Here is a 23,247-nt window from a genome sequence, read left to right on the forward strand (position 1 = left end):
TTGTTGAGGTGAAATCAGGTACGTGCGCCGGATTGGCGATAGCGATCCAGCGCCACTGCGCCGATGATCACGATGCCCTTGATGATGTACTGCCAGATATCCGATACCCCCAGCAGCACCAGGCCGTTGGTGAGCACCGCGATAATCAGTGCGCCGATCAGCGTGCCGCCGATGGTGCCGACGCCGCCGGTAAAGCTGGTGCCACCCAGGATTACCGCCGCAATCGCATCCAGTTCATAGGATTGCCCCAGTTGCAGGCCGTTGGCGGCGAACAGGCGCGAAGCGCTCATCACGGCGCCAAGCCCGGCCAGCGCGCCGGACATGGCGTAGACAAACAGCAGCACTTTCCACACCTTGATGCCCGACAGCCGCGCGGCCTCCGGGTTGCCGCCCACCGAATAGATCTGCACGCCCATCACGGTGCGGCGCAATATGAACCACGACAGCAGCACCACGGCCACGGCGATGATCACCAGCCACGGCACGCCGAGCACCGAGTCATTGCCGATAAATGCAAACGGCAGGTCGGGGTTGAACACGGTTTTGTCATCGGCCAATAAACGCGCCAGCCCACGCATGGCGGTCAGCGCGCCAAGGGTGACGATAAACGGCGGCAAACGCATGAAGGCGATCAGCCCGCCGTTGACCAGGCCCAGCAACAGACCAAAACCAATGCCCGCCGCAATCCCGAACATGCCGAACTGCGGCGACATCGATGCCTGCAAGGCCACCACCGCAGACGCCGCCAGAATTGCGCCCACCGACAGGTCAATACCCGCCGTGAGGATCACAAAGGTCATGCCCGCCGCCAGCACCACATTGACCGATGCTTGCTGGGTGATGATCGACAGGTTCTGCACCGTCAGGAAGTTCTCGCTGGCCAGGGCAAAGCCCACCAGCAGCAAGACCAGCACGGGCAGCATGCCGACGGTGCGCATCAGCTCACGCACGCGCTCGGCCTTGCCGGTTGTTGCAGTCATTGAATCAGCCATGGGCAGCCACCTGATCGCCACCGGTGGCGAGGTCGATAATACGTTCCTGGGAAATGACGTGGCCCGAAGCCCCGCCGACTTCGGCCACCAATTGGCCTTCGCGCATGATCATCACACGGTCGCAGGTGCCGATGATTTCCGGCAACTCGCTGGAGATCACCACAATGCCGACACCGGCCAGTGCCAGTTGATTGATGATGCGGTAGATCTCGGACTTGGAGCCGATGTCCACGCCGCGAGTCGGTTCGTCGAGGATCAGCACGTGCGGCTTGACCTCCAGCAGCCGCGCCAACAGCACCTTTTGCTGATTACCGCCGGACAGCGCGCCGACATTGACCTTGCCCGACGCCACGCGAATCGACAGCGACTTGATCGCATCATGGGCGCGTTGCGCAGCGTGCCCACGGTCCAGCACGCCACCGGCATGCGCATCCGGCACACAGGCGCACACGTTGATGTTGTCGGCCACGCTCATGTCCAGGAACAGGCCTTGAGCCTTGCGGTCTTCGGTGAGGTACACGACACCTGCGCGAATCGCATCCGCCGGGTTTCGCAGTTGGGTGACGGTCTTGCCGACCACTTCCAGGGTGCCGGAGGTGCGCGGATCGGCACCGAAGATCAGCCGCGCCAGCTCCGTGCGCCCTGCCCCGACCAGCCCGGCAATGCCCAGCACTTCACCGGCATGCAGGTCGAAACTGCAATTGCGCACGCGTTTGCCGTCGGCCATATCGCGCACGCGCATCACCACGTTGCCGGGGTTGTACGCGGCGTGCTCCTTTTTGTAGAAGCCTGACAGATCGCGGCCGACCATCATTTTTACCAGCACTTCGGCCGACAGCGCATCACGGGTCAGTTCGCCGATGTACTGGCCGTCGCGTAGCACGGACACCCGGTCCGACAACTCGTAGATCTCGGCCATGCGATGGCTGATGTAAATGATTGCCAGGCCCTGGCTGCGCAGTTGTTTGATCAAGGCAAACAGGCGGTCGGTCTCACGCGATGACAGCGGCGTGGTCGGCTCGTCCATCACCAGGATGCGTGCATGGGCATGCAGGGCACGGGCGATTTCGACCAATTGGCGCTCGGCAATCGACAGGCTGCTGACGGGCGTCGCGGGCGTGAACTCGGCGCCCAGGCGTTGCAGTACTTCGATGCAGCCTGCCTGCATGCCCTTGCGGTCGATGGTCCAGCCACGCCGCAGTTCGCGGCCCAGGTAGATGTTCTCGGCCACGCTGAGGTTCGGGCACAGGCTCAGTTCCTGGTAGATCACGGCGATGCCGAGAGTCTTGGCAGTGGCGGGGTCGAAGGTGGCGACGGGCTGGCCGTCGATGCGGATTTCGCCGCCGGGGTCGGCCTGGTAAGCGCCGGAAAGGATTTTCATCAAGGTCGACTTGCCGGCGCCGTTCTCACCCATCAAGGCGTGGATTTCACCGGGGTAAACCTTCAGGCCGACATTCTTGAGCACGCGCAAACCGTTGAAGGTTTTGCTGATGCCCTGCATCTCCAGCAAGGGGTCAAGGCTCATGGATGAGCTCCTGGATTTATTATTTTTGTAATCGAGTGTTGCCGACTCTATGCCATAAGCATTTTCTTACGCAAGCGCTTGCGTATGCCTTTTGTCGTTTGATTAAACGTTTCATCAAGCGCAAAACGAAGAAAATCGCCCTGCGCCCCCAAAAATGAAATGAATGTTAAAAACCCTCGAATTACACACCCGCCCAGCCCACAGGCACCCCACGCCCGCACTTGACCGAGACCAGCCAATAGCTTTCAGCCGCGCTCACGCGGGATCAGACTCTGCAGCTGCGTGGCCAGGAAGTTGGCATCGAAGGCAAAAGTGTCCGGGTCTTTCAAACCATTGGTTTTCTTCCATAGCCAATCATTTTTGTCGGCCGGCAGCACCAGCGACACACTGCCGTGCCGCGCAGCGGTAAGGCCCATCACTGACACCGATATCAAACCACCGGCGCCCATGACTTCCGGCACAAATTCCACGGCCTTGCCAGTGATATGCACGGTGAGCTTCTCGGTCTTGAAGGTTGAACTCTCAGCCGGCAGACCCGGGCCGCTGGCGACATAGGCTTCACGCTGGACTTCAAGCAAGCCGACGCTCTTGACCGGCTCCAGCCACTGCTCGATCTGCCCGAACACCTCACTGAGCTTTTGCGCCCAGCGCGCCGATTGCAGGTCAAATTGCTGTTTTTTATGCGCTTCGCTGTCGGCGTAATGACGAAGCATCTCGCCCAGTTGCTGTACATCGTCCATTGCCATGTTCCTTGGGTGAGCCAGGTTGCGAGCGACGATCATGGCAGATGCGGCGGCTGACCGTATGATTAACGCCTGCGCAACTGCACCGGTGATTTCGCCGGCAACTGCATATGACTAATCCGTGGCCGATGGGTAAGGTGAGGCAACATTCCTGTTCCGGAGCATCGCATGCGCACCATTGGCTTAATCGGCGGCATGAGCTGGGAATCCAGCGCCGAGTATTACCGCATCATCAACCAGCGGGTGCGCGACCAGCTCGGGCCGCTGCGCTCGGCGCAACTGTTGATGTACAGCGTGGACTTCGGCCCGGTGGAACAGGCCCAGCATGCCGGGCGTTGGGATGACGCCGCGCTGATCCTCGAAGACGCTGCGCGCCGCCTGCAAGCGGGTGGCGCCGACTGTGTGGTGCTGTGTACCAACACCATGCATCTGGTGGCGCCGCGTATCGAGGCGGCCGTGTCGATTCCGTTCCTGCATATTGCCGATGCTGCGGGCGCTGCGGCAGTCGATGCCGGCACCTTGACAGTTGGCCTGCTGGGCACCGCGTTCACCATGGAACAGGACTTTCTCAAGGCCCGCCTGGCCGCACAGGGCTTGACCGTACTTGTGCCCGACGCGCACGAGCGCGAGGCCGTGCACCGGATCATTTATGAAGAGTTGTGTGTCGGGGTAATCAGCGAGGCTTCGCGCCAGGTTTACCAACGGGTGATCGAGTCATTGGCGGCACGGGGTGCCCAGGCGATCATTCTTGGCTGCACGGAAATCGGCCTGCTGATCAAGCCCCAGCACAGCCACCTGCCACTGCTGGACACCACCGAGCTGCATGCGCAGGCGGCGGTGGCGTTTGCACTGGCGGATTAGGCCGATTGGCGCAGGCGCGCCATGCTGACAGTGTCGACAAACTTGCCATCACGCAGGGCGTAATCGCGCAACAGGCCTTCTACTTCGAAGCCGAACTTTCGGTACAGGCCTTGCGCGGCTTGATTGTCGGCGTACACCGTAAGCTCCACGCGGTGCAGGTTCATCCAGTTGTCGGCCACCTCCAGCGCGGCCGTCAGCAGCCTGGAGCCCACGCCCTTGCCCTGCCACGCTGTGGCCACGCCCATGCCAAACGAGCCGACATGGCTGCGCCGCACTCGCAGGGTCTGTTCCAGGCCAAGCTGGCCAATCACCTCACCGCCGTGCACCGCCACCAGCTGCAGCCGTCGCTCGTTATCCAGCGCCAGTTTGTTGCGCCAGGCCTCCACCGATTGATAAGGCATTTGCAGCACCTGACGGCACACGGCCGGGTCGTTATAGAGCGCAGCCACACCTTCAAGGTGGGCTTCGGTAAAGCGCTGGATCACGATATGGGGTTCAGGTGTGTGCATTGTGTTTCATCCTTTGAAAGACAAGTGGCCGGCCAGTGTAGGGCGCGCGGCTGCGCGCTGGCTAGGGTGGGCGCGGGCTTGTTAACTACGCTGCCTGAACGCTGTGCGCCATACCCGCGCAATGTCCACCGCGCGCTCACGCAACAAACGCGGTGCCTCGCTGCACGCCTGCTCAAGACTCATGGGGCCGGAAGGCAAGGCGAAAGCGGCGTCCACACCATGGGCGTACATTTGCTCATAACCTTCGCCCAAGGTGCCGGCAATCACGATGACCGGCACGCCATGGCGTTGAGCAATACGCGCCACGCCAAACGGTGTTTTGCCACGCAAGGTCTGTGCATCGAAGCGGCCTTCACCGGTAATCACCAGGTCTGCATCGCGTACAGCTGCATCCAGGCCCACCAGCTCAGCGACAACTTCTACCCCCGCGCGAAACTGTGCGCCGAGAAAGGCCTTGGCCGCGAACCCCAAACCGCCCGCCGCGCCGCTGCCGGGCTCGTCGCGTACATCTTTAGGCAACACATGGGCGCAGTGATCGGCAAAGCGCCCGAGCGCCGCGTCAAGCTGCTCGACCTGCTGCGGGTTGGCGCCTTTTTGTGGGCCGAAAATCGCAGAGGCGCCCTGCGGCCCGCACAGTGGATTGTTGACGTCAGCCGCGATCTCAAAACGCACCTGGGCCAAACGTGGGTCCAGGTGTTCCAGGCTGATGTGCGCCAAACCTGCCAACGCCAGGCCACCCGGTGCAATTGCCTGGCCTTGGGCGTCAAACAGCTGCACGCCGAGCGCCTGCATCGCGCCCGCACCGGCATCATTGGTGGCGCTGCCGCCAATCGCCAGGATAATGCGCTGCGCACCGGCATCCAGGGCCGCACGGATCAGCTCGCCAGTGCCGAATGTGCTGCTGATGCAAGCATCGCGCTGCCCCGGCGGCACGCGTTGCAAACCACTGGCTTCGGCCATTTCGATCATGGCCGTGTGGCTCTCTGCGAGCCAACCCCAGCGCGCCTCCACCGCCTCGCCCAATGGCCCGCGCACCGTTTCGCGGCGCAACTCGCCCTGGCAGGCAGCGAGTACCGAATCCACCGTACCTTCACCGCCGTCGGCCATCGGACACTGGACCAACTGTGCATCCGGCCACACCTGCGCGAGGCCGTCGGCAATCGCCTGGGCAACGCCTTCGGCACTCAGGCTGTCCTTGAACGAGTCGGGGGCGATGATGATTTTCATGGGCTTTCTCCGGTTTTTATAACGCCCATGCTGCCAGTTGCCATCGGCAATGACGCCGGTCCGATGCACAAGTACGGGTGAGGTTTGTTGTTCATTGCGACAAAGCCTGGGGCAATAGCTGTACGCCGAGGTACAACGAAAGCATGCCGTCGAGGGTCAGTGGGTCGACGCCGCTGAGTTCGGCAACGCGTTCCATGCGGTAGCGCAGGCTGTTGCGATGAATGCCCAGGGCATCGGCACAGGCCTGGCTTTGGCCATCGTGTTCGCACCAGCTACGTAAAGTAGCCAACAACTGGCCGTTGGTGTCTTTGGCCAGGACCTTGCGCAGGGGGTTGAGCAATTCGTCCAGGGCGTCGTCGTTGCGGTGGCGCCAGAGCATTACCGGCAGGCGGTAGCGATTGAGGGTCAACAGCTGCGATTGCGGCAGAATATCGCGCCCATAGGCCAGCAAGTCTCCAACCCGGCGGTAACAACGGCGCAACCCGGCCAGGCCATCGGCTTGGCCGCCCACGGCGACCCGCAAGATCTTCCAGCCCAGGCCCTGAAGTTTTTCCAGCAGTTTTGGGTTATCCACTTGGGTCGCCGCAGGCCTGCACCACAATAAGGAAAACTGTGCAGAACTGACGCACCAGCTGTCCGGGAACCGGCTGCTGAGCCAGGCACTCAAGGCCTCCGCAGATTGGCCCGCACCCAGCTCGAACAGGTAGGGCGTGCGCGCCAGCTGGGGTTTGAGCCCCAATTGCTGGGCCTCGTCCACCAGGCGCGGTGAGTCACCGTTGTCGGCCAGCAGCAAGGCCAGCAAGTCATCACAGCGTTGGCGCCGCCATTGTTGCTCGGCTTGTTGATGGCGATGGCTGACGAGCATTTCGGCGGTCATGCGCACCAGTTGCGCATAGGTGCGCAGCAACTCAGGCTCGCCGGTGATACCCAGCACGCCGATCAGGCGCTGGTCGTGCATCAGCGGCAGGTTGATGCCGGGCTGCACGCCCTTCAGGTGTTTGGCGGTCTGGCCGTCGATTTCCACCACCCGACCATTGGCCAGCACCAGCTGCGCGCCTTCATGCCGGGTGTTGATGCGATCCGGCTCGCCACTGCCCAGAATCAGCCCCTGACTGTCCATGACGTTGACGTTATAGGGCAGGATCGCCATGGTGCGATTGACGATATCCTGCGCCAGGTCATGATCCAGCTCGAACATGGGGCTAAGTTCCTTGAAAGGTGTGGTCGTGCATGTTGTTGTTCATGCGCTTGTTCATGCCCTTGTTCATGCCCTTGTTCAGAGGCACAGCGCAAAGCCTGCCTGACAGTGCGCAAGCACAAAGACAGCACCCGCCATGGTGGCCGAGACTCTTTGGGCGATCAACGTTACCCTCGCATCGCGAAAAATCATAATAAAGAGAGACTGTCATGTCACAGAGCGCCGCTGCCACACTGGCCACCGATGACGATAAAAACGCCATCTACAAGCGCATTACCCTGCGCCTGATCCCCTTCATATTTATCTGCTACTTGTTCAACTACCTGGACCGGGTGAACGTTGGCTTTGCCAAGTTGCAGATGCTCGATGCGTTGAAATTCAGCGAAACGGTGTACGGCCTGGGTGCCGGGATCTTCTTTATCGGCTACGTGCTGTGCGGCGTACCGAGCAACCTGGCGCTGACCAAATTCGGCCCACGGCGCTGGATTGCGCTGATGATGATCGTCTGGGGCACGCTGTCCACCTGCCTGCTGTTCGTCACCACGCCCAGCCACTTCTACGGCTTGCGCCTGTTGACCGGTGCAGCAGAAGCCGGGTTCTTCCCCGGCGTGGTGCTGTACCTCTCGCAGTGGTTCCCGACCTTTCGCCGTGGGCGGATCATGGCGTTGTTCATGTCGGCCATTCCGGTATCCGGCCTGCTCGGCAGCCCGTTTTCAGGCTGGATCCTCAACCACTTCGCCGCAGGCCAAGGCGGCCTGGCCGGCTGGCAATGGATGTTCCTGCTGCAAGGCATTCCCACGGTGATTCTGGGCGCCCTCGCCTACTTCCTGCTCAGCGACAGCTTTGCCAACGCCAAGTGGCTCACGCCCCATGAGCGTGCGGTGCTGGAAGCCGATCAGGCGACGGACCTGGCCAACAAACCGAAAACCACCACCGATTCCCTCGGCGAAGTGTTCAAAAACCCGGCGATCTGGGCGTTCGGCCTGATTTACTTCTGCATCCAGAGCGGCGTGTACGCCATCAACTTCTGGCTGCCATCGATCATCAAGAACCTGGGCTTCAGCGATAACCTGGTGATCGGCTGGCTGAGTGCGATCCCGTACCTGCTGGCTGCCGTGTTCATGCTACTGGTGGGCCGCTCCGCCGACTTGCGCAAGGAACGTCGCTGGCACCTGGTGGTGCCGATGTTGATGGGCGCGATTGGCTTGGTGATTGCGGTGAACTTCGCCACCACGCCGGCGATTGCCATTCTCGGCCTGACCATCGCCACCATGGGCGCCCTCACCGGCCTGCCGATGTTCTGGCCGGTACCCACCGCCCTGCTTAGCGCGGGTGCGGCGGCTGGCGGTTTGGCGCTGATCAACTCCATGGGGCAGATGGCGGGGTTCTTGAGCCCGTATATCGTCGGCTTTGTGAAGGACGCCACCGGCTCCACCGACATGGCGCTGTACCTGCTGGCGGCGGTGATTGTGGCCGGCAGTGTATTGGCGTTGCGCATGACGCGTACCTTGAAGGTTTAGTGCGGTCTCTTTGGGGATGGAGGGTTCCGCCCTGACGGCGGGTCACTTTTGGCAAACGCCCGGAATGCCGGCTCAGCCAAAAGTAACCAAAAGGTCTGTGCCCCACCACTTGGCACCTCGCTCTGGCTCGGTGTGCCCTCACTCCGGCCATCGTGGTTAACGGGGCGATTCGAGATCAAAAGCAGATAAAAAGCAGAGCACGGCGGCCTGAAAGCCGACCTGAGTGGTTGAAGCAAAAGCCAGATCAAGTGCAAGGCAAAGCCTATCTAGCTGATGCAACGCAGTCTAAATGTGGGAGCGGGCTTGCTCGCGAATGCGGTGGGTCAGTTGATTCATCTGTCACTGATACACCGCATTCGCGAGCAAGCCCGCTCCCACAGTTGACCGCATGCAGTTTTGAATATGAGGTCGGCTGTGGATTTGCATGCACTGAAGAGCTGCTTTTCTGTGGGAGCTGGCTTGCCTGCGATGCAGGCACCTCTGTGTGTCAGGTACACCGAGTTGATGCTATCGCAGGCGAGCCAGCTCCCACCTTTGACCGAGTATGGCTTTGCTGTTGCTCTGGCCCTTACAACCTTTTCGATGACGAAGTCAGCGGTCTTTTGATCCGCGCTTGTGATCGTGATCTTGATCTGAAATCGCCCGTCAGGGCGCAACCCTAAGCCGCCGTTACCCAACTAACGGATACGCACCCCGCCCAACCGCCCACCAGCGCGGCAACAACTGCCGCACACGGGCCTCGCCAAAGCGGTCGTCGATCAACATCACCACGCCTCGGTCCTGCTGGCTGCGGATCACCCTGCCGGCTGCCTGCACAACCTTCTGGATACCCGGATACAAATAGGTGTAGTCGTAACCTGCGCCAAAAATCGCGCCCATGCGCGCTTTCATTTGCTCGTTGACCGGGTTCAGTTGCGGCAAGCCCAGTGTGGCGATAAACGCGCCGATCAAGCGTGTGCCGGGCAAATCGATGCCTTCGCCAAACGCGCCGCCCAGTACGGCAAAGCCGATGCCCTGGCTGTGCTGGGTGAACTGGTCCAGAAACCCTTGGCGCTCGGCTTCGGCCATGCCGCGTGACTGCAACCACAGCGCAATCTGCGGGTGCTGCTCGGCCATCAACTGCGCCACCTGTTGCAGGTAATCAAAACTTGAGAAAAACGCCAGGTAGTTGCCAGGTTGCAGCGCAAATTGCTCGGCAATCAACTCGACAATTGGCGCCAAGGAGGCTTGGCGATGCACAAAGCGCGTGGAGATCGCGTCGACGATGCGCACTTGCAGTTGCTCGGCCTGGAACGGCGACTCCACATCGATCCACGCGGTATCGGCAGGCAAGCCGAGCAAGTCGGCGTAATAGTGGCGTGGGCTCAGGGTCGCGGAGAACAACACACTGCTGCGCGCGGCGGTGAGCCTGGGACGGATGAATTCGGCAGGCACCACGTTGCGCAGGCACAGGGTCGAGGCGCTGCGTTTGCCGAACTGGCGCTTGCTGATATCAAAGATGAAGTGTTCATTGAACAGCTCCGCCACCTTGGCAAACTGCAACGCCTCGAAATAGAAGGCTTGCAGGTCGCCGCTGAGGGCTTCGGGGTGCTCGTTGAAGTAATCGCCCAGGGCGCTGGTACACAGGCTCAACGCCTGGAGCAGCTTGTCGGGTTTGCTGGCGTAAGCCTGGTACGGTGCGAGCTGATCCTTGTGCACCGCGTTCCATTCGCGGTTCAGGCGCTGCAAAGGCTTTTTCAGCGGCTCCGGCGCGCCGTCGCGCAGGGTCTTGAGGCTGTACTGATCCAGGCTCGCGCTGTACATCGAGCGCGCGCGCTCCACCAGGTTGTGGGCTTCGTCTACCAGCACCGCCGCGCGCCATTGGTTCAGCTGGGCCAGGCCGAACAGCATGGCGCCGAAGTCGAAGTAGTAGTTGTAGTCGGCGACCACCAGGTCGGCCCAGCGCGCCATTTCCTGGCTCAGGTAATACGGGCAGACGTCATGGGCCAACGCCACCTCGCGCAGGTTGCGCTGGTCCAGCAGGCGTACTTTGGACGCCGCCACGCGTGCCGCCGGCAGACGGTCGTAAAAGCCCTTGGCCAACGGGCAGGAATCACCGTGGCAGGCTTTGTCCAGGTGCTCGCAGGCCTTGTCACGCGCCACCAGTTCGAGCACCCGCAGCGGCAAGTCGGGGCTGCTGGCGTAGAGTACCTGCGCGGCGTCGAGGGCCAATTTGCGGCCAGGGGTCTTGGCGGTGAGGAAAAACACCTTGTCCAGCTGCTGCGGCGCCAGCGCCTTGAGCAGCGGAAAGATCGTGCCGACGGTCTTGCCAATGCCGGTGGGCGCCTGGGCCATCAGGCAGCGGCCGGTGCTGACGGCCTTGTAGACCGACTCGGCCAATGCCCGCTGGCCAGTGCGAAACGCAGCATGGGGAAACGCCATCGCCTGGGCGGCGTGGTTGCGCGCCTCGCGGTGCTGCATTTCCTGGCGTGCCCAGTCGAGGAACAATGCACATTGCTGGTTGAAGAACTGCTCAAGGTCGGCCGCTTGAAAGCACTGGTTCAGCAAGGTTTCGCCTTCACCGACAATATCGAAGTACACCAGCGCCAGGTCGATCTCTTGCAGGCCAAGCTTCTGGCACATCAGCCAGCCGTACACCTTGACCTGCGCCCAATGCAGTTGGCGATGGTTGGCGGGCTGGGCATCCAGGTCGCCGCGATAGGTCTTCACCTCTTCCAGGCGGTTGCTGTCCGGGTCGTAGCCGTCTGCCCTGCCCCGCACCTTAAGCTGCTGGTACTCGCCTTCCAGCGCCACTTCATTCTGGTAATGGGCGCTGCGGCGCGAGGCTACGGTGCGATGGCCGATAATGCCTTCCTGGGCGCTGGGCGACGGCGTAAAGCGCAGGTCCAGATCGCCGACCTTGGCCGTGAACTCGCACAGCGCGCGCACCGCAACGTTGTAGCTCAAGCGCTTTGCGCCCAGCGCACATAACAGACGGTGACCGGCATCTGGTACTCGCCGCAGAACTCCAGCCAGCGCAGTTGGTTATCCTGCAAGCGGTCACCGGGGCCTTTGACTTCGATCATGCGGTAGGTCTTTTGCGCCGGCCAGAACTGGATCAGGTCCGGCATGCCGGCGCGGTTGGCGCGGATATCCAGCAGCAGGCGTTCAAACCAGTAGCGCAGGTGGTCGGCGGGCAGGCACGTCAGGGCTTGCTCCAGCAGTTCTTCGCTGAGCAGGTTCCAGAACACGAACGGCGACTGGATGCCCCATTTGTCCACGTAGCGCTGGCGGATGGTGGTTTTGTAGCGCTCATCCGCCAGTTGCTCGAAGCAGTTGGCGAACAACACCGCGCGACGTTGGTGAAAGTCTTCGCTGTGCAGGTCCACCGGCCCGCGCTGGAACGGGTGGAAAAACGACCCCGGCAGCGGCGCGAAAATCGCCTCCCAGCACAACAGCCCAAACAGCGAATTGATCAGCCCGTTTTCGACGTAATGCACCGGCGCATCAGGCTCGCTCAGGTGCGCCTGCACGCAGGATTCCACCGACATCAGCGGCGCCTGCACCAGTGCCAGGTCCAGGCGCGTGACTTCACGTGGCTTGACCTTGGGCAGCGCCGGTTCACCGAGCTTGCGCCGCAGGCGTGGCAGCACACGCAGCAAGTGTTGTTGTTCGGCAGCGCTTTGCGGTGCTTGCTGCGCCGCGCACGCCAGGGCCATGGCTTGCGCGTAATCCTCCTGGCGCTCGAGCACGCGAATCAAACGCGAGCGCGCGCCGGGATAGGCGCAATCACGGTAGATCTGCGCCGCCAATTCCAACTCGGCACTGCGCTCGCAGTATTGGCCGATCTGGAACAGCAATTTAGCCCGACGTTTTTCCAGCCAGGGGTTGTCGGTGGCCAGCAGCACGATCTGCGCCAGTACCTCGTGCAGTGCCTGCCCGGCTTCGAAGGCTTGCTGGCATTGGTGCAGAAACAGAAAACCGTGCACATCGTCACGGCTGCGCAAGCCGCGGGACTCGGCGCAGAACTCGACTTTTTCGTAGGTGTAGATGCCCAGGTCAGCCAGCACGAACTCCGACCAGTCCTGGTGCAGGTTGCCGAAGAACATCAGCCGCAGGCGGTCGCACAGGTCCATCACGGTGAGGCTGTAGAGCCTGTCGTTCAGCTCGGGGCACCACTGTGCAAAGCTGCGTGACTCGGTGAACTGCGTCGCCAACCCGTCCAGCCAGTCGGCCTTCTTGCCTTTGGGTTGGTCAATCCATGGCGCGAAGGCGGCGAGGATTTCGCCTTTTTGCAGCAGTGCGAACAGCTCATCAAAACTCAACGGGCCCTGCTGATCGACCCAGCCCTGCTGCACCAGTGCCAGCGCCGCCGTGTGGGTGCAGCCAATTTCGAGGTAATTGAGTTTGCTCCCGCGAAAATGCACACCTTTGCGCATCACCATGCGCACCAATAACGCCTGGGACGGCTGCGGCAACCTGTCAAATTGCTGAATAAACTGCATTTCGTCCGGGTCGAGCAAATCGGCATAACGCTGCCCCAGCCACAGCAGCACTTGGCGGAAGTTATGCAGGTAATACAAGGGGTCGTCGAGGGGGTTGGCCATGTCGCGCACTGATCAAATACTGGTTATGCATACAGAGTGCCGCCAGCGGCGGGCTGTTGCAATCAGTAATAGATAAATGGCCCACGCAACTTTTTGTATAAAAGTGATCAGATAGGACAGTTGATGGCGTAACATTTATGGCCCGAAGCCTCAGGCACGGGACTTTTCAGCAAGACTTTTCAGGGTTAAAGGTAAGGGTAATGAACATGAAGAATTTGGGTCTGCCGCTGGTTGCACTCACTTTTCTGCTAATGGCCGGTTGCTCCACGCAAACCGTAGTGACATTGCAAAATGGCACGCAGTATTTGACCAAGGACACCCCCAAGACCAAGACAGCCGATGGGTTCTATGAATTCACCGACATCGCCGGCAAGCACATCCGCATCAAGGCTGATGACGTTGCAACGGTTCGCAGCGAAAAGTGAAAGCAATCGCCTGAACATGAAAAGCCCCGCAATGCGGGGCTTTTTTTGGGTTGATCGGTGAAGATTTATTTACCGAAGGTTTTTCGCCAACCCGGCGTTTAACCGATAAGCCGCCTTCATCTTCGAAGGCGGTAGAACGGAGAAAGACGGCCATGGCACTCATGTCCCGGACGGTACGCGCGCTGTTACTCATCCCCCTGAGCCTGGCGGCCCTGGCCAGTACGCCGGTGTTTGCCGACACCATCATTATCCGCCAGCCGCCGCGGGTCATCGTGGTGGCTCCCCCGCCGCCACCGGTTTATTACGGGCACTGGGGTTACGCCCCACGGCCTTATTACTACCCCCATCATGTTTACAGCTACGGTTATGGCTACCCCCACCGGCCGTATTGGGGCGGTGGCTGGCGGGGGCAACACTGGCATTGATCAGCCGATGCTGACGCCGTCCGCCCACAGGGCACCATGCCCGACGCCGACCAGGGTCACCGAGTCGGCGCCAAAGGTCAGCACCGTGTCGGCGCCGACTACTTTGGCATGGTCACGCAGATCGGTGCTGCCCTCCACGTTCTGGAACACCAGCTTGTCCGTGGTCTGGTAGCCAATCACCCGATCATTGCCAAAATGGCCGCTGAACAGGAAGGTGTTATGCCCACTGTTGTCGCGGATCGTGTCATTGCCTTTGCCACCCTCAATAAAGTCTGCGCCCTTGCCGCCCTGGATCAGGTCATTGCCGTCGCTCCCGATGATGAAGGTGTTGCCCTTGTGCGGTTCGGCATTGCGGTTGAGGTCCTGCACCCAGGTGGTGGCCCGCGCCGGGTCGGACAGGTTGGCGACGATCACCGTGGAGTCGCGGGTCATCTGGTCGTAGAAACCGGACTCGAGGATGCGCGTCATGCCGTCGCCATAGCCGGTGGGCAAATGCGAGACCCAGGTCGGCAGGTTGACGATGGAAAACGGCAGGATATTCCACAACGTCGAGGCGTAGTGGTCGTTGAAGCTGACGATATTGTCGGTGGTCGACTCGTGGGGTTTGTCGTGCACACCCAGGGACGACAAGTTGAAGGACGAGCCGTCGAGCGCGCGGAATACCGGGTCGTTTTCGTAGCCGATGTTCAGCACTTTATCGCCGGCACTCTGGGTCGGTGAGGCATAGGCCACGTAGTTGGCGTCCTTGTAGAACCCCGACCATTTATTGTTGCTTAAATCCGCCATGCTGTTGACCGCGAGCCCGCCCAGGCTGTGGCCGCTGACCACCACGTCCTTGCCGCTCAGGCCATGGGCGCCGGCATAGTCGGCGACATTTTTGAGCAAGCCGCCGAAGGCTTCGCCCGCATAGTTCTTGGCATAATCCTTGGGGCCAAAGGCCGCCAGCAGGTCGCTGATCACGTCGCCGATGGAGTCGGTGATCAGGCTTTCCCGTGGCCCCGAGGTGCCACGAAAGCCAATGCCAATTTCGAGCAGTTTGCCGGCGTCATCGTACTTGCCCAGCACCTCGACCTGGGCCGTGGTGTAGCCGGCCTTTTCGCCAAAGAAGGTGCCGCGCGCATCGACCTTGCCGCCATAGCCCAGGGCACTGGCGCTGATGGGCGTCCAGCCGGCTTTTTGCACCGCATCGAGCGCGGCTTTTTCCGAGTCTGGGTTCCAGGGAATGCCGGGAATCACACCTTGTGAATCCGTGCTGCCCAGCAGCGCACCCACCAGCGTGGCTGGCAAGCCAAGCCCCAGGCCGTTGTGCTGGTAACCCACGGCAAAGCCATTATCCAGGTTGTGGTAGGAATACAGCGTGATCGCCATGGCATCGGCGAACAGCGTTTTGGAGCCCTCGGTGCCGAGGTTTTTATAGTCAAAGATACCCATGGTAGTGCCTCTCTGTTGTTGGATTTGTAGAGAAAGCGAAAACACGTGTGGCAATGGAGCAGCTCTATCTGATCCCCCGCGATCCAAATGTGGGAGCGGGCTTGCTCGCGAATACGGTGGTTCAGCCAATGAATCTGTTAACTGATACACCGCTTTCGCGAGCAAGCCCGCTCCCACATAAACCCGGTCCTCACTTTAAGAAGTGTCGTCTCCTTTTAGAACGCCCAGTCGAGGCTCAACCCCACCCCGTGGACCTTGTCCTTGCTGGCCAACAGGCCGTTGTAATCAAAATTCACCCGCGCATCCTTGCTCAATGCCAGGCTGACCCGCGCACCGACCAATGCGGCATCGCGCACCATCGGCGCACTTTCTACCGCAAACGCCGGGCCGCCCGAGGCAAACGCCAGGTGCTGCTCGGAATCGGTGCTGCTCAGGTTGTGCTGCCAGCCCAGGGTGCCGGACACTTCCAACTGCTGGTGATCATTCACATTGAAGGTTTTCAAGGCGCGTACGCCCAGGGTGCTCAGCACCACATCGCGGGTGTCGTCGTGGCCTTTGAGCGCGGCGGCGTCACCCTTTTCGGTAAACCCATCAGTGTCCAAATGCACATAGGCCAGGTTGGCGAATGGTTCCAGGGCCAGCGGTTGCAGGTTGACGCGGTAAGCCGCTTCACCGAACACCTGGGTGCTGCTCGCGTCGACTTTGACCTTCTGCTTACCGGCCACATCGCCGTATTGCAGGTCACGCTTTACATCGGCGCGATGCCAGCTGTAGGTCGCCCCACCGCTCAGGCGCAAGGCACCAATCTCATGCCCGGCATAGGCACCGAAGTGGTAGCTGTCGACCGAGGCCCGGGAATGGGTGTCGTTACCCATGTTCAACGAGGTGTCGCTGTAGCCGGCGACCACACCGATACGCGTCGACTCATCCAGCGCGCCATCCACACCGGCGAGCATGCCGCCCAGCGACGTGGTGTAGCCCGCGGTGTCGCTGCGGCTATCGGTCTTGCCCCACGCGCCCAAGGCCTTGACCCAGACGTTGCCACGGCTGTCGATGGTTTCGCTGCTGGCGCCCATCTCGCCATTGCGCAGGCGTTCGCCGACGGCTTCGCGCACGTAACGGCTGTCGTTGATCAACGCACTTTGCAGCGCCGGGTAGATTTCACCGGAGAGCTGCTGGAACGCGCCTTGGGCCGAGGCCGCATTCGGTGCCAGCAACAGGCTTTCATACACCGCATTGCCTGCGCCCAACTGGTCCGCCGCTGCTGCGACCGCACGCTGGTTCGGCGTGACGGCCACACTGGCGAAGCTGTTGGTGCGTGCCACATCCAGCTGCACGCCGTTGGCGGCATAGTTGAGGGTGCCGCCGATAAACAGGTAGTTCGGCAATACCGCACCGAAGCTGCCGGTAACACCGCCTGCGGCTTGCAGGATGTTGTACTGGCGGCCGATCAGGCTTTGTGCCTGGGCGTTAGTCAGCAGTGTCGGGCTGTTTTCCAGCGCCAGGGTCACGGTGCCGCCATTGAGCGTGGCGGTGCCGCCGGCCACAATGCGGTCGCTGCTGGTGGGCGACAGCTCCACCGCGTAGGTCGAACCCGCGTCAAAGGTGACATTGCCCGCCACATTCAAGGTGCCGATGGAGTTACCCGGCGCCACGGTGCCGCCGCTTTTGGCGGTCAACGAGCCGATACGGCCCGAGCCACCGACCACACCAGCCTGGCTGACGGTGACGTCGGAGGTCACCGAGCCGTTGATTGCCAGCAAGCCCTGGTTGACCAAGGTCGGCCCGCTGTAGGTGTTGGCGCCGCTCAGCACCAGCGTGCCGATGCCTTGCTTGGTCAGGCCGCCATGGCCGGCGATGTCGTTGCTCCACACATCCAGACCGCAATGCACGTCGGTGCACAGGCGCTGGGTCGGTTTACCGGCATCCACCACCGCACCGATGCCTGGCAGGTCGGCGACAAACTGGCTGCTGCCATAGGCGCCGTCGATACGGAACTCAGCGGGAATATCTTCGGCAGTGACGAACATCCCTGGCCCGTTGACGGCTTTGCCCAGGTTGATCATGCCCCAGCCATACAGCGCGTCGATGCCCGGCGCGCCAAGGTCGGTGGCGGTGGTTTTGAGCACCGTGGCGACCTGCTCGCCGCTCATGTACGGAAAGCGCTCCATCAGCACTGCCGCGGCGCCGGCCACATGGGGCGCGGCCATGGAGGTGCCGTTTTTGTTGGCCCAGTCGCTGGTCAGGTTGCTCAGGTCGGTGCCGTTGATGATCGAACTGAAGATCTTGGTGCCGGGTGCCGACACACAGAAGCTCGCCGCATAACCGCAGCGCGACGAGAAGGTGCTGATCACATATGGGTTGGCACTCGCGGTGTCCGGGTTTTGCTGCAAGGCGGCTACCGACAGCCAGTTCGGCGCGATCTCCGGCACAAAGTACGCCAGGCCAGACATCGCGTCCGGGTTGTTGCGGTTGTAGTCGTTACCGGCGGCAAAGATGGTCAGCACGCCGCTGCGGGCGGCATCGATTGCGCCTTGGTAGGCGCCACCGGCAATCGTGCCGAGGATCGGCCGGATGTTGTTGAACTGCGCCTGGGCTTCATTGACCGTGAAGTTGGGGAACGCCGGATCGCGGCCACCCTTGGCGTATTGATCGCCAATGCCGATGCCCCAGCTGTTGTTGATGATGCGTGCGCCGCTGGCCACCAATCCATCCCAACCGGCCTTGTACACCGCGCCGTCGTTGCCGAGGATGATCCCGTCTTCCGGGCCCGGGTCGCCGTTTTCGGCGCTGAGGATTTGCGCATTGAAGGCCACGCCATGCATCGGCCCGCCGTCACGGTTACCGGCGGCAATCCCGCCGACGTGGGTACCGTGGTTACCCAGCTTGCCGTTGGAGTCCTTGGAAGGCGTACCGTCATAACGGAACGCATCGCCGGCCTTCACCGGAATATACGGGTCGGTGTATTGGCGGATGCCCTCGGTGACAATCGTCACCACCTTGTTGGGGCTGGCGAATTCCGGGTGCTGCGCATACACCGGCTGGTCAAAAATGCCCAGTTTGACGCCTTTGCCGGTGTAGCCGGCGGCATACGCGGTGTCTGAATGGATGGCGCCCAGGCCCCAATCGGCCTTGAACTCGTTGCTGCGCCAACTGGCGGCATCGCCCAGTTTGCCGGTTTCCACATAGGGTGCGGCCTGGGCGGTCCCCAGACTTGCCAGGCAGCACAGCAACGCGCCGTATGGCACGCAGCTCAAAGCCTTGAGCGGGTAGCCCGGGCCTGTGTGAGTGGCGGTATTTAACCCTGGTTTGCGTTTGTTCACGGTGACCTTCCTTAGTTTTCTTATTGCCGGTATGTGAATCACTTTTCTTCAGCGCCGCAGTGCTTAGGTGGGAGCTGGCTTGCCTGCGATAGCGTCAGTTCAGCCAAATTTTCATCGACTGACCCACCGCCATCGCAGGCAAGCCAGCTCCCACAGTTAGAACTGCCAGTTGAGGCTCAGGCCCACGCCTTGGGTTTTCTCACGCCCGCCCAACTGGCCGTTGTAATCCAGGTTGACCCGCGTGGCCTTGCTCAACACCAGGCTGGCCTGCACACCGACCAGCGCGGCATCACGCAACAACGGCGAACTGCGCACGGCAAAGGACGGCCCGCCGGCGACAAACGCCAAGTGTTCTTCGGACTCAACCGCCGTCAGGCTGTGCTGCCAGCCCAGCGAGCCGGACAGTTCCAACTGCTGATGGTCGTTCAGAGGCAGGGTTTTCAAGGCACGCAGACCGAGGGTGCTGAGCACCGCATCGCGCCGGTCGCTGCCACGCTCAAGCGCAGCCGAATCACCTTTTTCATGGAACGAATCACTGTCCAGGTGCACATAAGCCAGGTTGGCGAACGGCTCCAGCGCCAGCGGTTGCAGGTGAATGCGGTACGCCGCTTCAGTGAACAACTGCGCCGTGCGCGCATCCAGCTTGGTCTTTTGCTTGCCGCTGACTTCGCCGTACTGCAGGTCACGCTTTACGTCGCCGCGATGCCAGCTGTAGGCACCACCCACGCTGACGCGCCAGTCGCCCAGTTCACGCCCGGCGTAAGCACCCAAGTGGTAACTGTCGATGGACGCCGATGAATGGGTGCCACTGCCCATGTTCAGCGAGCTGTCGCTGTAGCCGGCCACCACACCGACGCGGGTCTGTTCATCCAGCGCGCCGTCCACACCGGCGAGCAAACCACCAATCGAGGTGGTCGAGGCTGCGGTTTCGCTGCGGCTGTCGGTCTTGCCCCAGGCGCCAAGCGCCTTGAGCCACAGGTTGCTTTCGCCGCTCACCGGCACATGGCGCAGGCGTTCGCCCACGGCATCGCGCAGTTGCAGGCTGTCGTTGATCAGCATCGCGCCAATTGCCGGGTAGATCTCACCCGACAATTGCTGCAAACCCTGGCGGGCCGTGGCCACCGAGTCCGACTGCAACAGGCTTTCATACACTGGGTTGCCTGCGCCCAGTTGCTCGGCGGCCGCCGCAACATTGCGCTGGTTACGCGTGGCGGCAACGCTGGCAAAGGTCGCACCGTTGCGCCCCACATCCAACTGCACGCCATTGGCGGCGTAATCGAGGGTGCCGCCGAGGAACAGGTAATTTGGCAGCACCTGGCCAAACTGGCCCTGAATGCCACCCGCCGCCTGGAGGATGGTGTATTGGCGGCCGATCAGGCTTTGAACCTGGCTCTGGCTAAGCAGTGTGGGGCTGTTTTCCAGCGCCAGGGTCACGGTGCCGCCGCCCAGCACGGCCTTGCCGCCTGCGACAATGCGGTCGCTGCTGGTGGGCGTCAGTTCCACCGCATAGGTGGAGCCCGCGCCCAGGCTCACATCACCGGCCACCTGCAAGGTGCCTACGGAATTGCCCGGTGCCACGGTGCCGCCGCTGGTGACGCTCAAGGCGCCAATGCGCCCGGAACCGCCGAGGGTGCCGCTGTTGTTGACGGTCACTGCCGAGGTCAGCGAGCCGTTCACCGCCAGCAGGCCGCCATTGACGCTGGTTGCACCGCGATACGTGCTGTCGCCGCTGAGCACCAGGCTGCCGGCGCCGGATTTGATCAGGCTGCCTTCATACACGCGGTTGGCCGCGGCCTGATCACGGGCAGTGCCAACGGCGTAATCGGTCTGGTCCTGCTGGCTGGCAGTCGCGCCCACGCCGTTCTGCCAGCCCTTGTCGATCAGGGTTTGCTGCCAGGCGCTGTGCTCGGCGCGGTCTTCGGCCTGGCGCTGGACCAAGGCCTGATCCGAGATGCCGTTGCTCCATACATCGCCCTGCCCGGCCGCCAGGTTGACGTTCATTGCGCCGAGCAATTGCCCCGGCCCGTGCATCGCTCGGCCGAGGTCCGGCACGCCCCAGCCGACGATGGTATTCGGTGCTTGAGTGACAGAACCGTCGAGCTGCGTGGCGGTGGTCAACAGCACCTGCAACGCCTGCTCATTGGTCATGTACGGGTAGCGCTCCATCACCAGCGCCAGCGCGCCGGTGGCATGGGGTGCCGACATCGAGGTGCCGGACTTGACCCCATAACCGCCGTCGGGAATGGTGCTGTTGATCAGCGCGCCGGGCGTGGAGATACACCAGTACTTGGCAATCCCGCACTTGTTGTATTTCTGGTTATTGGCTTTATCCAGGCCGGAGACCGCCAGCCAGTGGCCTTCCAGTTCCGGCTGGAAATACGGCAAGGCCGAGCGCACGCTGGCATTCGCATAGCCGCTGTTGCCGGCGCTGAACACGTTGATCACCCCGGCTTTGGCCACGTCCGCGGCAGCATCCAGCCAGGTGCCCTGGTTGTAATGCTGGGCATAGGCCGCATGCAGGTCGCCGAGGGTCTGGTAACTGACGTCCTTGGGTTGGCTGCCCCAGCTGTTGTTGATGGCGCGCACGCCGGAATCCACCAGCGCGGTGTACACCGTCTTGAAATACTTGGGGTCCGGGGTCGGGCCAAACAGGAAGCTGTCGTTGGCGTTGGTATTGCCCACGTAGATTTGCGCGTTGTACGCCACGCCATGCATGCCCACGCCATCACGCGCCGCACCCATGGTGCCGGTGACATGGGTGCCGTGGGAGTCATTGTTGGGGTTGAGTGCGCCGGTGGTGTTGAACGGTTTGCCATCGACGTAGGTGCCGCTGGCGCTGACCGCGTGGTAGCGATCCTTGGAGGCTTCGGGGTGGTTGGGATCAAAGCCCGAGTCCAGCGCGCCGACTTTTACCCCGCTGCCGGTGATGCCGGCTGCATAGGCTTCATCCGCCTTCATGCGTCCCAGGCCCCAGTCGCTCTGGAATTCGGCGGAGCGCCAACTGGCGGGGTTACCCGCTTGGCCGTTTTCGGTATAGGCCGCCTGTGCCGCAACGGACAACAGGAGTAACGAGCCTGCGGTAAACGGTTTGAAACGTGGTGAATGGGTGATCATCTAACCCCCTCCTTATTTTTCTTATGGATGCTCATTTCACCGGGCCGAAGGCCTCATCGACTTTCGCCAGGTCGGTGTCACGCAAGTTGCCCGCGTAGTAGTGCAATTTGGTCCAGGCCATCAAATAGTCGTAACGCGCCTGGGCCAGGTCGCGACGGGTGCTGTACAGCTGCTGCTCGGCGTTCAGCGCATCCAGGTTGACCCGCTCGCCGCCGAGGATGCTTTGCTTGGTCGACACCACCAGCGCTTCGGCCGAGGTCAGGGCCTTTTGGTACGCACGCAATTTGCTCACGCCCGACAGGCACGCACTGAACTGGCGGCGCAGTTCGATCAGGGTTTCGCGGGTCTTGCCTTCCAGTTCGTACTCGGCCTGTTCCATGCCACGGCTGGCCTGGCGGGTGGAGGCGGAGATGCCGCCACCGGCATATAGCGGCAGGCTGACTTCGACGCCGATGGTGTTGGTGTCGTAGCGCTGGTTGTAGGTATTGCCGCTGTCGGATTCCTGTTTGCGCGAGCTGGCATACGCGGTGATCTTGGGCAAATGCCCGGCGCGGTTGCGCTCCACTTCATAACGCGCGACTTCCACGGCCTGGCGTTGCGACGCCAGCGTGGGGTTATTGCTCAGCGCCAGTTCATGCCAGGTGTCGTAGTTGGCCGGGGTCAGGGTGAAGGCGGCAAAGCTCTGGTTCAGCGGCGCCAGGTCGTGAATGTCGACGCTTTGCACGCCGATCAACGCCCCCAGCTCGCGCAACGACGCGTCCTGTTCATCCAGCGCCTGGATCTCTTCGGCGGTAGCCAGCTCATAGCGCGACTCGGCTTCGAGAATGTCGGTGCGCGTGCCTTCGCCCTGTTGGAACAGGTGCTGGTTCTGCTGGAACTGCTGCTCGTAGGCCTTTTTCTTGGCGCGGGCAATGTCGATCTGGTCCTGGGCGAACAGCGCCTGGGTGTAATAGCTCAACACCCGCACCAGCAACGCCTGGCTCTTGTCGCGAAAGCTTTCATCGGCAAACAGCGCCTGGGCCACGCCCTTGCGGTAGTTGGCATAGGCTTCATAGTCGAACAAGGGTTGTTGCAGGCTGAAGGTCGAGCCGTAGCTGTTGTAGTTGCGGTCGTCGCGGTAACTGCCGCCGCGCCCGTCCGGCAGGTGCGCTTCGGAGTTGTTGCGGCCCTTGTTGTAGTTGTACGACAGGCGCGGCAACAGCCCGGCACGGCCGATGGTGCGGTTTTCCAGGCCGGCGTCGCGCTCCTTGATCGCGCCGAGAAACACCGGATCATTACGCAATGCCTGCTCGTACACATCAAACGGGCCCATGGCGGCGTGGGCACTGGTGCAGCTCAACAATAAGGTGATGAACACAACGCGCATGC

Annotated in this window: 16 protein-coding genes; 4 read left to right on the forward strand and 12 right to left on the reverse strand. The window is 61.8% G+C overall.

What is annotated here, in order from left to right:
- Positions 1-14 precede the first annotated feature (14 nt).
- The 3 genes from FFI16_RS12140 to FFI16_RS12150 form a co-directional block, all read right to left on the reverse strand.
- Positions 15-992, reverse strand: a complete 978-nt coding sequence (locus tag FFI16_RS12140) for a ribose ABC transporter permease (RefSeq protein WP_138817635.1) — start codon at positions 990-992, stop codon at positions 15-17.
- Positions 985-2,517, reverse strand: a complete 1,533-nt coding sequence (locus FFI16_RS12145) for a sugar ABC transporter ATP-binding protein (RefSeq protein ID WP_138817634.1) — start codon at positions 2,515-2,517, stop codon at positions 985-987. The genes FFI16_RS12140 and FFI16_RS12145 overlap by 8 nt, the downstream gene beginning before the upstream one ends.
- 245 nt (positions 2,518-2,762) lie before the next feature.
- A complete protein-coding gene (locus FFI16_RS12150; RefSeq protein ID WP_138817633.1) occupies positions 2,763-3,257 on the reverse strand; it encodes a hypothetical protein in 495 nt (164 codons plus the stop codon).
- A gap of 171 nt (positions 3,258-3,428) precedes the next feature.
- Here FFI16_RS12150 and FFI16_RS12155 point away from each other — a divergent pair, with 171 nt between their 5' ends.
- Positions 3,429-4,121: an aspartate/glutamate racemase family protein gene (locus tag FFI16_RS12155; RefSeq protein WP_138817632.1), complete on the forward strand. Its 693-nt coding sequence runs from the start codon at positions 3,429-3,431 to the stop codon at positions 4,119-4,121.
- On the opposite strand, the gene FFI16_RS12160 is transcribed toward FFI16_RS12155, so the two are convergent.
- The 3 genes from FFI16_RS12160 to FFI16_RS12170 form a co-directional block, all read right to left on the reverse strand.
- Positions 4,118-4,630 carry a GNAT family N-acetyltransferase gene (locus tag FFI16_RS12160; protein ID WP_138817631.1) on the reverse strand — a complete coding sequence of 171 codons (513 nt, stop codon included), beginning with the start codon at positions 4,628-4,630 and terminating at the stop codon, positions 4,118-4,120. The genes FFI16_RS12155 and FFI16_RS12160 overlap by 4 nt on opposite strands.
- Positions 4,631-4,711: 81 nt before the next feature.
- On the reverse strand, positions 4,712-5,857 hold the full coding sequence (locus FFI16_RS12165; RefSeq protein WP_138817630.1) for a glycerate kinase: 1,146 nt from the start codon (positions 5,855-5,857) through the stop codon (positions 4,712-4,714).
- Between the two features lie 91 nt (positions 5,858-5,948).
- Positions 5,949-7,055, reverse strand: coding sequence for a sugar diacid recognition domain-containing protein (locus tag FFI16_RS12170; protein WP_138817629.1), 1,107 nt, complete (start codon positions 7,053-7,055; stop codon positions 5,949-5,951).
- A gap of 209 nt (positions 7,056-7,264) precedes the next feature.
- Here FFI16_RS12170 and FFI16_RS12175 point away from each other — a divergent pair, with 209 nt between their 5' ends.
- Entirely contained in the window at positions 7,265-8,575 is a 1,311-nt protein-coding gene (locus FFI16_RS12175) for an MFS transporter (RefSeq protein WP_138817628.1), read from the forward strand.
- A gap of 669 nt (positions 8,576-9,244) precedes the next feature.
- Here FFI16_RS12175 and FFI16_RS12185 read toward each other — a convergent pair.
- Both FFI16_RS12185 and FFI16_RS12190 read right to left on the reverse strand, forming a co-directional pair.
- Positions 9,245-11,521, reverse strand: coding sequence for an ATP-dependent DNA helicase (locus FFI16_RS12185; protein WP_138817626.1), 2,277 nt, complete (start codon positions 11,519-11,521; stop codon positions 9,245-9,247).
- Positions 11,518-13,161: a VRR-NUC domain-containing protein gene (locus tag FFI16_RS12190; protein ID WP_138817625.1), complete on the reverse strand. Its 1,644-nt coding sequence runs from the start codon at positions 13,159-13,161 to the stop codon at positions 11,518-11,520. The genes FFI16_RS12185 and FFI16_RS12190 overlap by 4 nt, the downstream gene beginning before the upstream one ends.
- A gap of 200 nt (positions 13,162-13,361) precedes the next feature.
- On the opposite strand from FFI16_RS12190, the gene FFI16_RS12195 reads away from it, so the two are divergent.
- Both FFI16_RS12195 and FFI16_RS12200 read left to right on the forward strand, forming a co-directional pair.
- Positions 13,362-13,586, forward strand: a complete 225-nt coding sequence (locus FFI16_RS12195; RefSeq protein ID WP_017135598.1) for a YgdI/YgdR family lipoprotein — start codon at positions 13,362-13,364, stop codon at positions 13,584-13,586.
- 152 nt (positions 13,587-13,738) lie between these two features.
- Positions 13,739-14,011 (forward strand): DUF3300 domain-containing protein, encoded by a 273-nt coding sequence (locus FFI16_RS12200; RefSeq protein WP_138817624.1) that lies wholly within the window; start codon positions 13,739-13,741, stop codon positions 14,009-14,011.
- Here the strand turns inward: FFI16_RS12200 and FFI16_RS12205 are convergent, their stop codons facing one another.
- The 4 genes from FFI16_RS12205 to FFI16_RS12220 form a co-directional block, all read right to left on the reverse strand.
- Positions 14,012-15,442, reverse strand: a complete 1,431-nt coding sequence (locus FFI16_RS12205) for a lipase (RefSeq protein ID WP_138817623.1) — start codon at positions 15,440-15,442, stop codon at positions 14,012-14,014.
- Between the two features lie 215 nt (positions 15,443-15,657).
- Positions 15,658-18,765, reverse strand: coding sequence for an autotransporter domain-containing protein (locus FFI16_RS12210; RefSeq protein ID WP_138817622.1), 3,108 nt, complete (start codon positions 18,763-18,765; stop codon positions 15,658-15,660).
- 156 nt (positions 18,766-18,921) lie between these two features.
- Positions 18,922-21,879 (reverse strand): autotransporter serine protease, encoded by a 2,958-nt coding sequence (locus tag FFI16_RS12215; protein ID WP_138817621.1) that lies wholly within the window; start codon positions 21,877-21,879, stop codon positions 18,922-18,924.
- 31 nt (positions 21,880-21,910) lie between these two features.
- Positions 21,911-23,245 (reverse strand): TolC family outer membrane protein, encoded by a 1,335-nt coding sequence (locus tag FFI16_RS12220; protein ID WP_056859967.1) that lies wholly within the window; start codon positions 23,243-23,245, stop codon positions 21,911-21,913.
- Between the last annotated feature and the right edge of the window lie 2 nt (positions 23,246-23,247).

This window comes from Pseudomonas sp. KBS0710 (genome assembly GCF_005938045.2).
In the GTDB taxonomy this organism is placed as follows: Bacteria; Pseudomonadota; Gammaproteobacteria; order Pseudomonadales; family Pseudomonadaceae; genus Aquipseudomonas.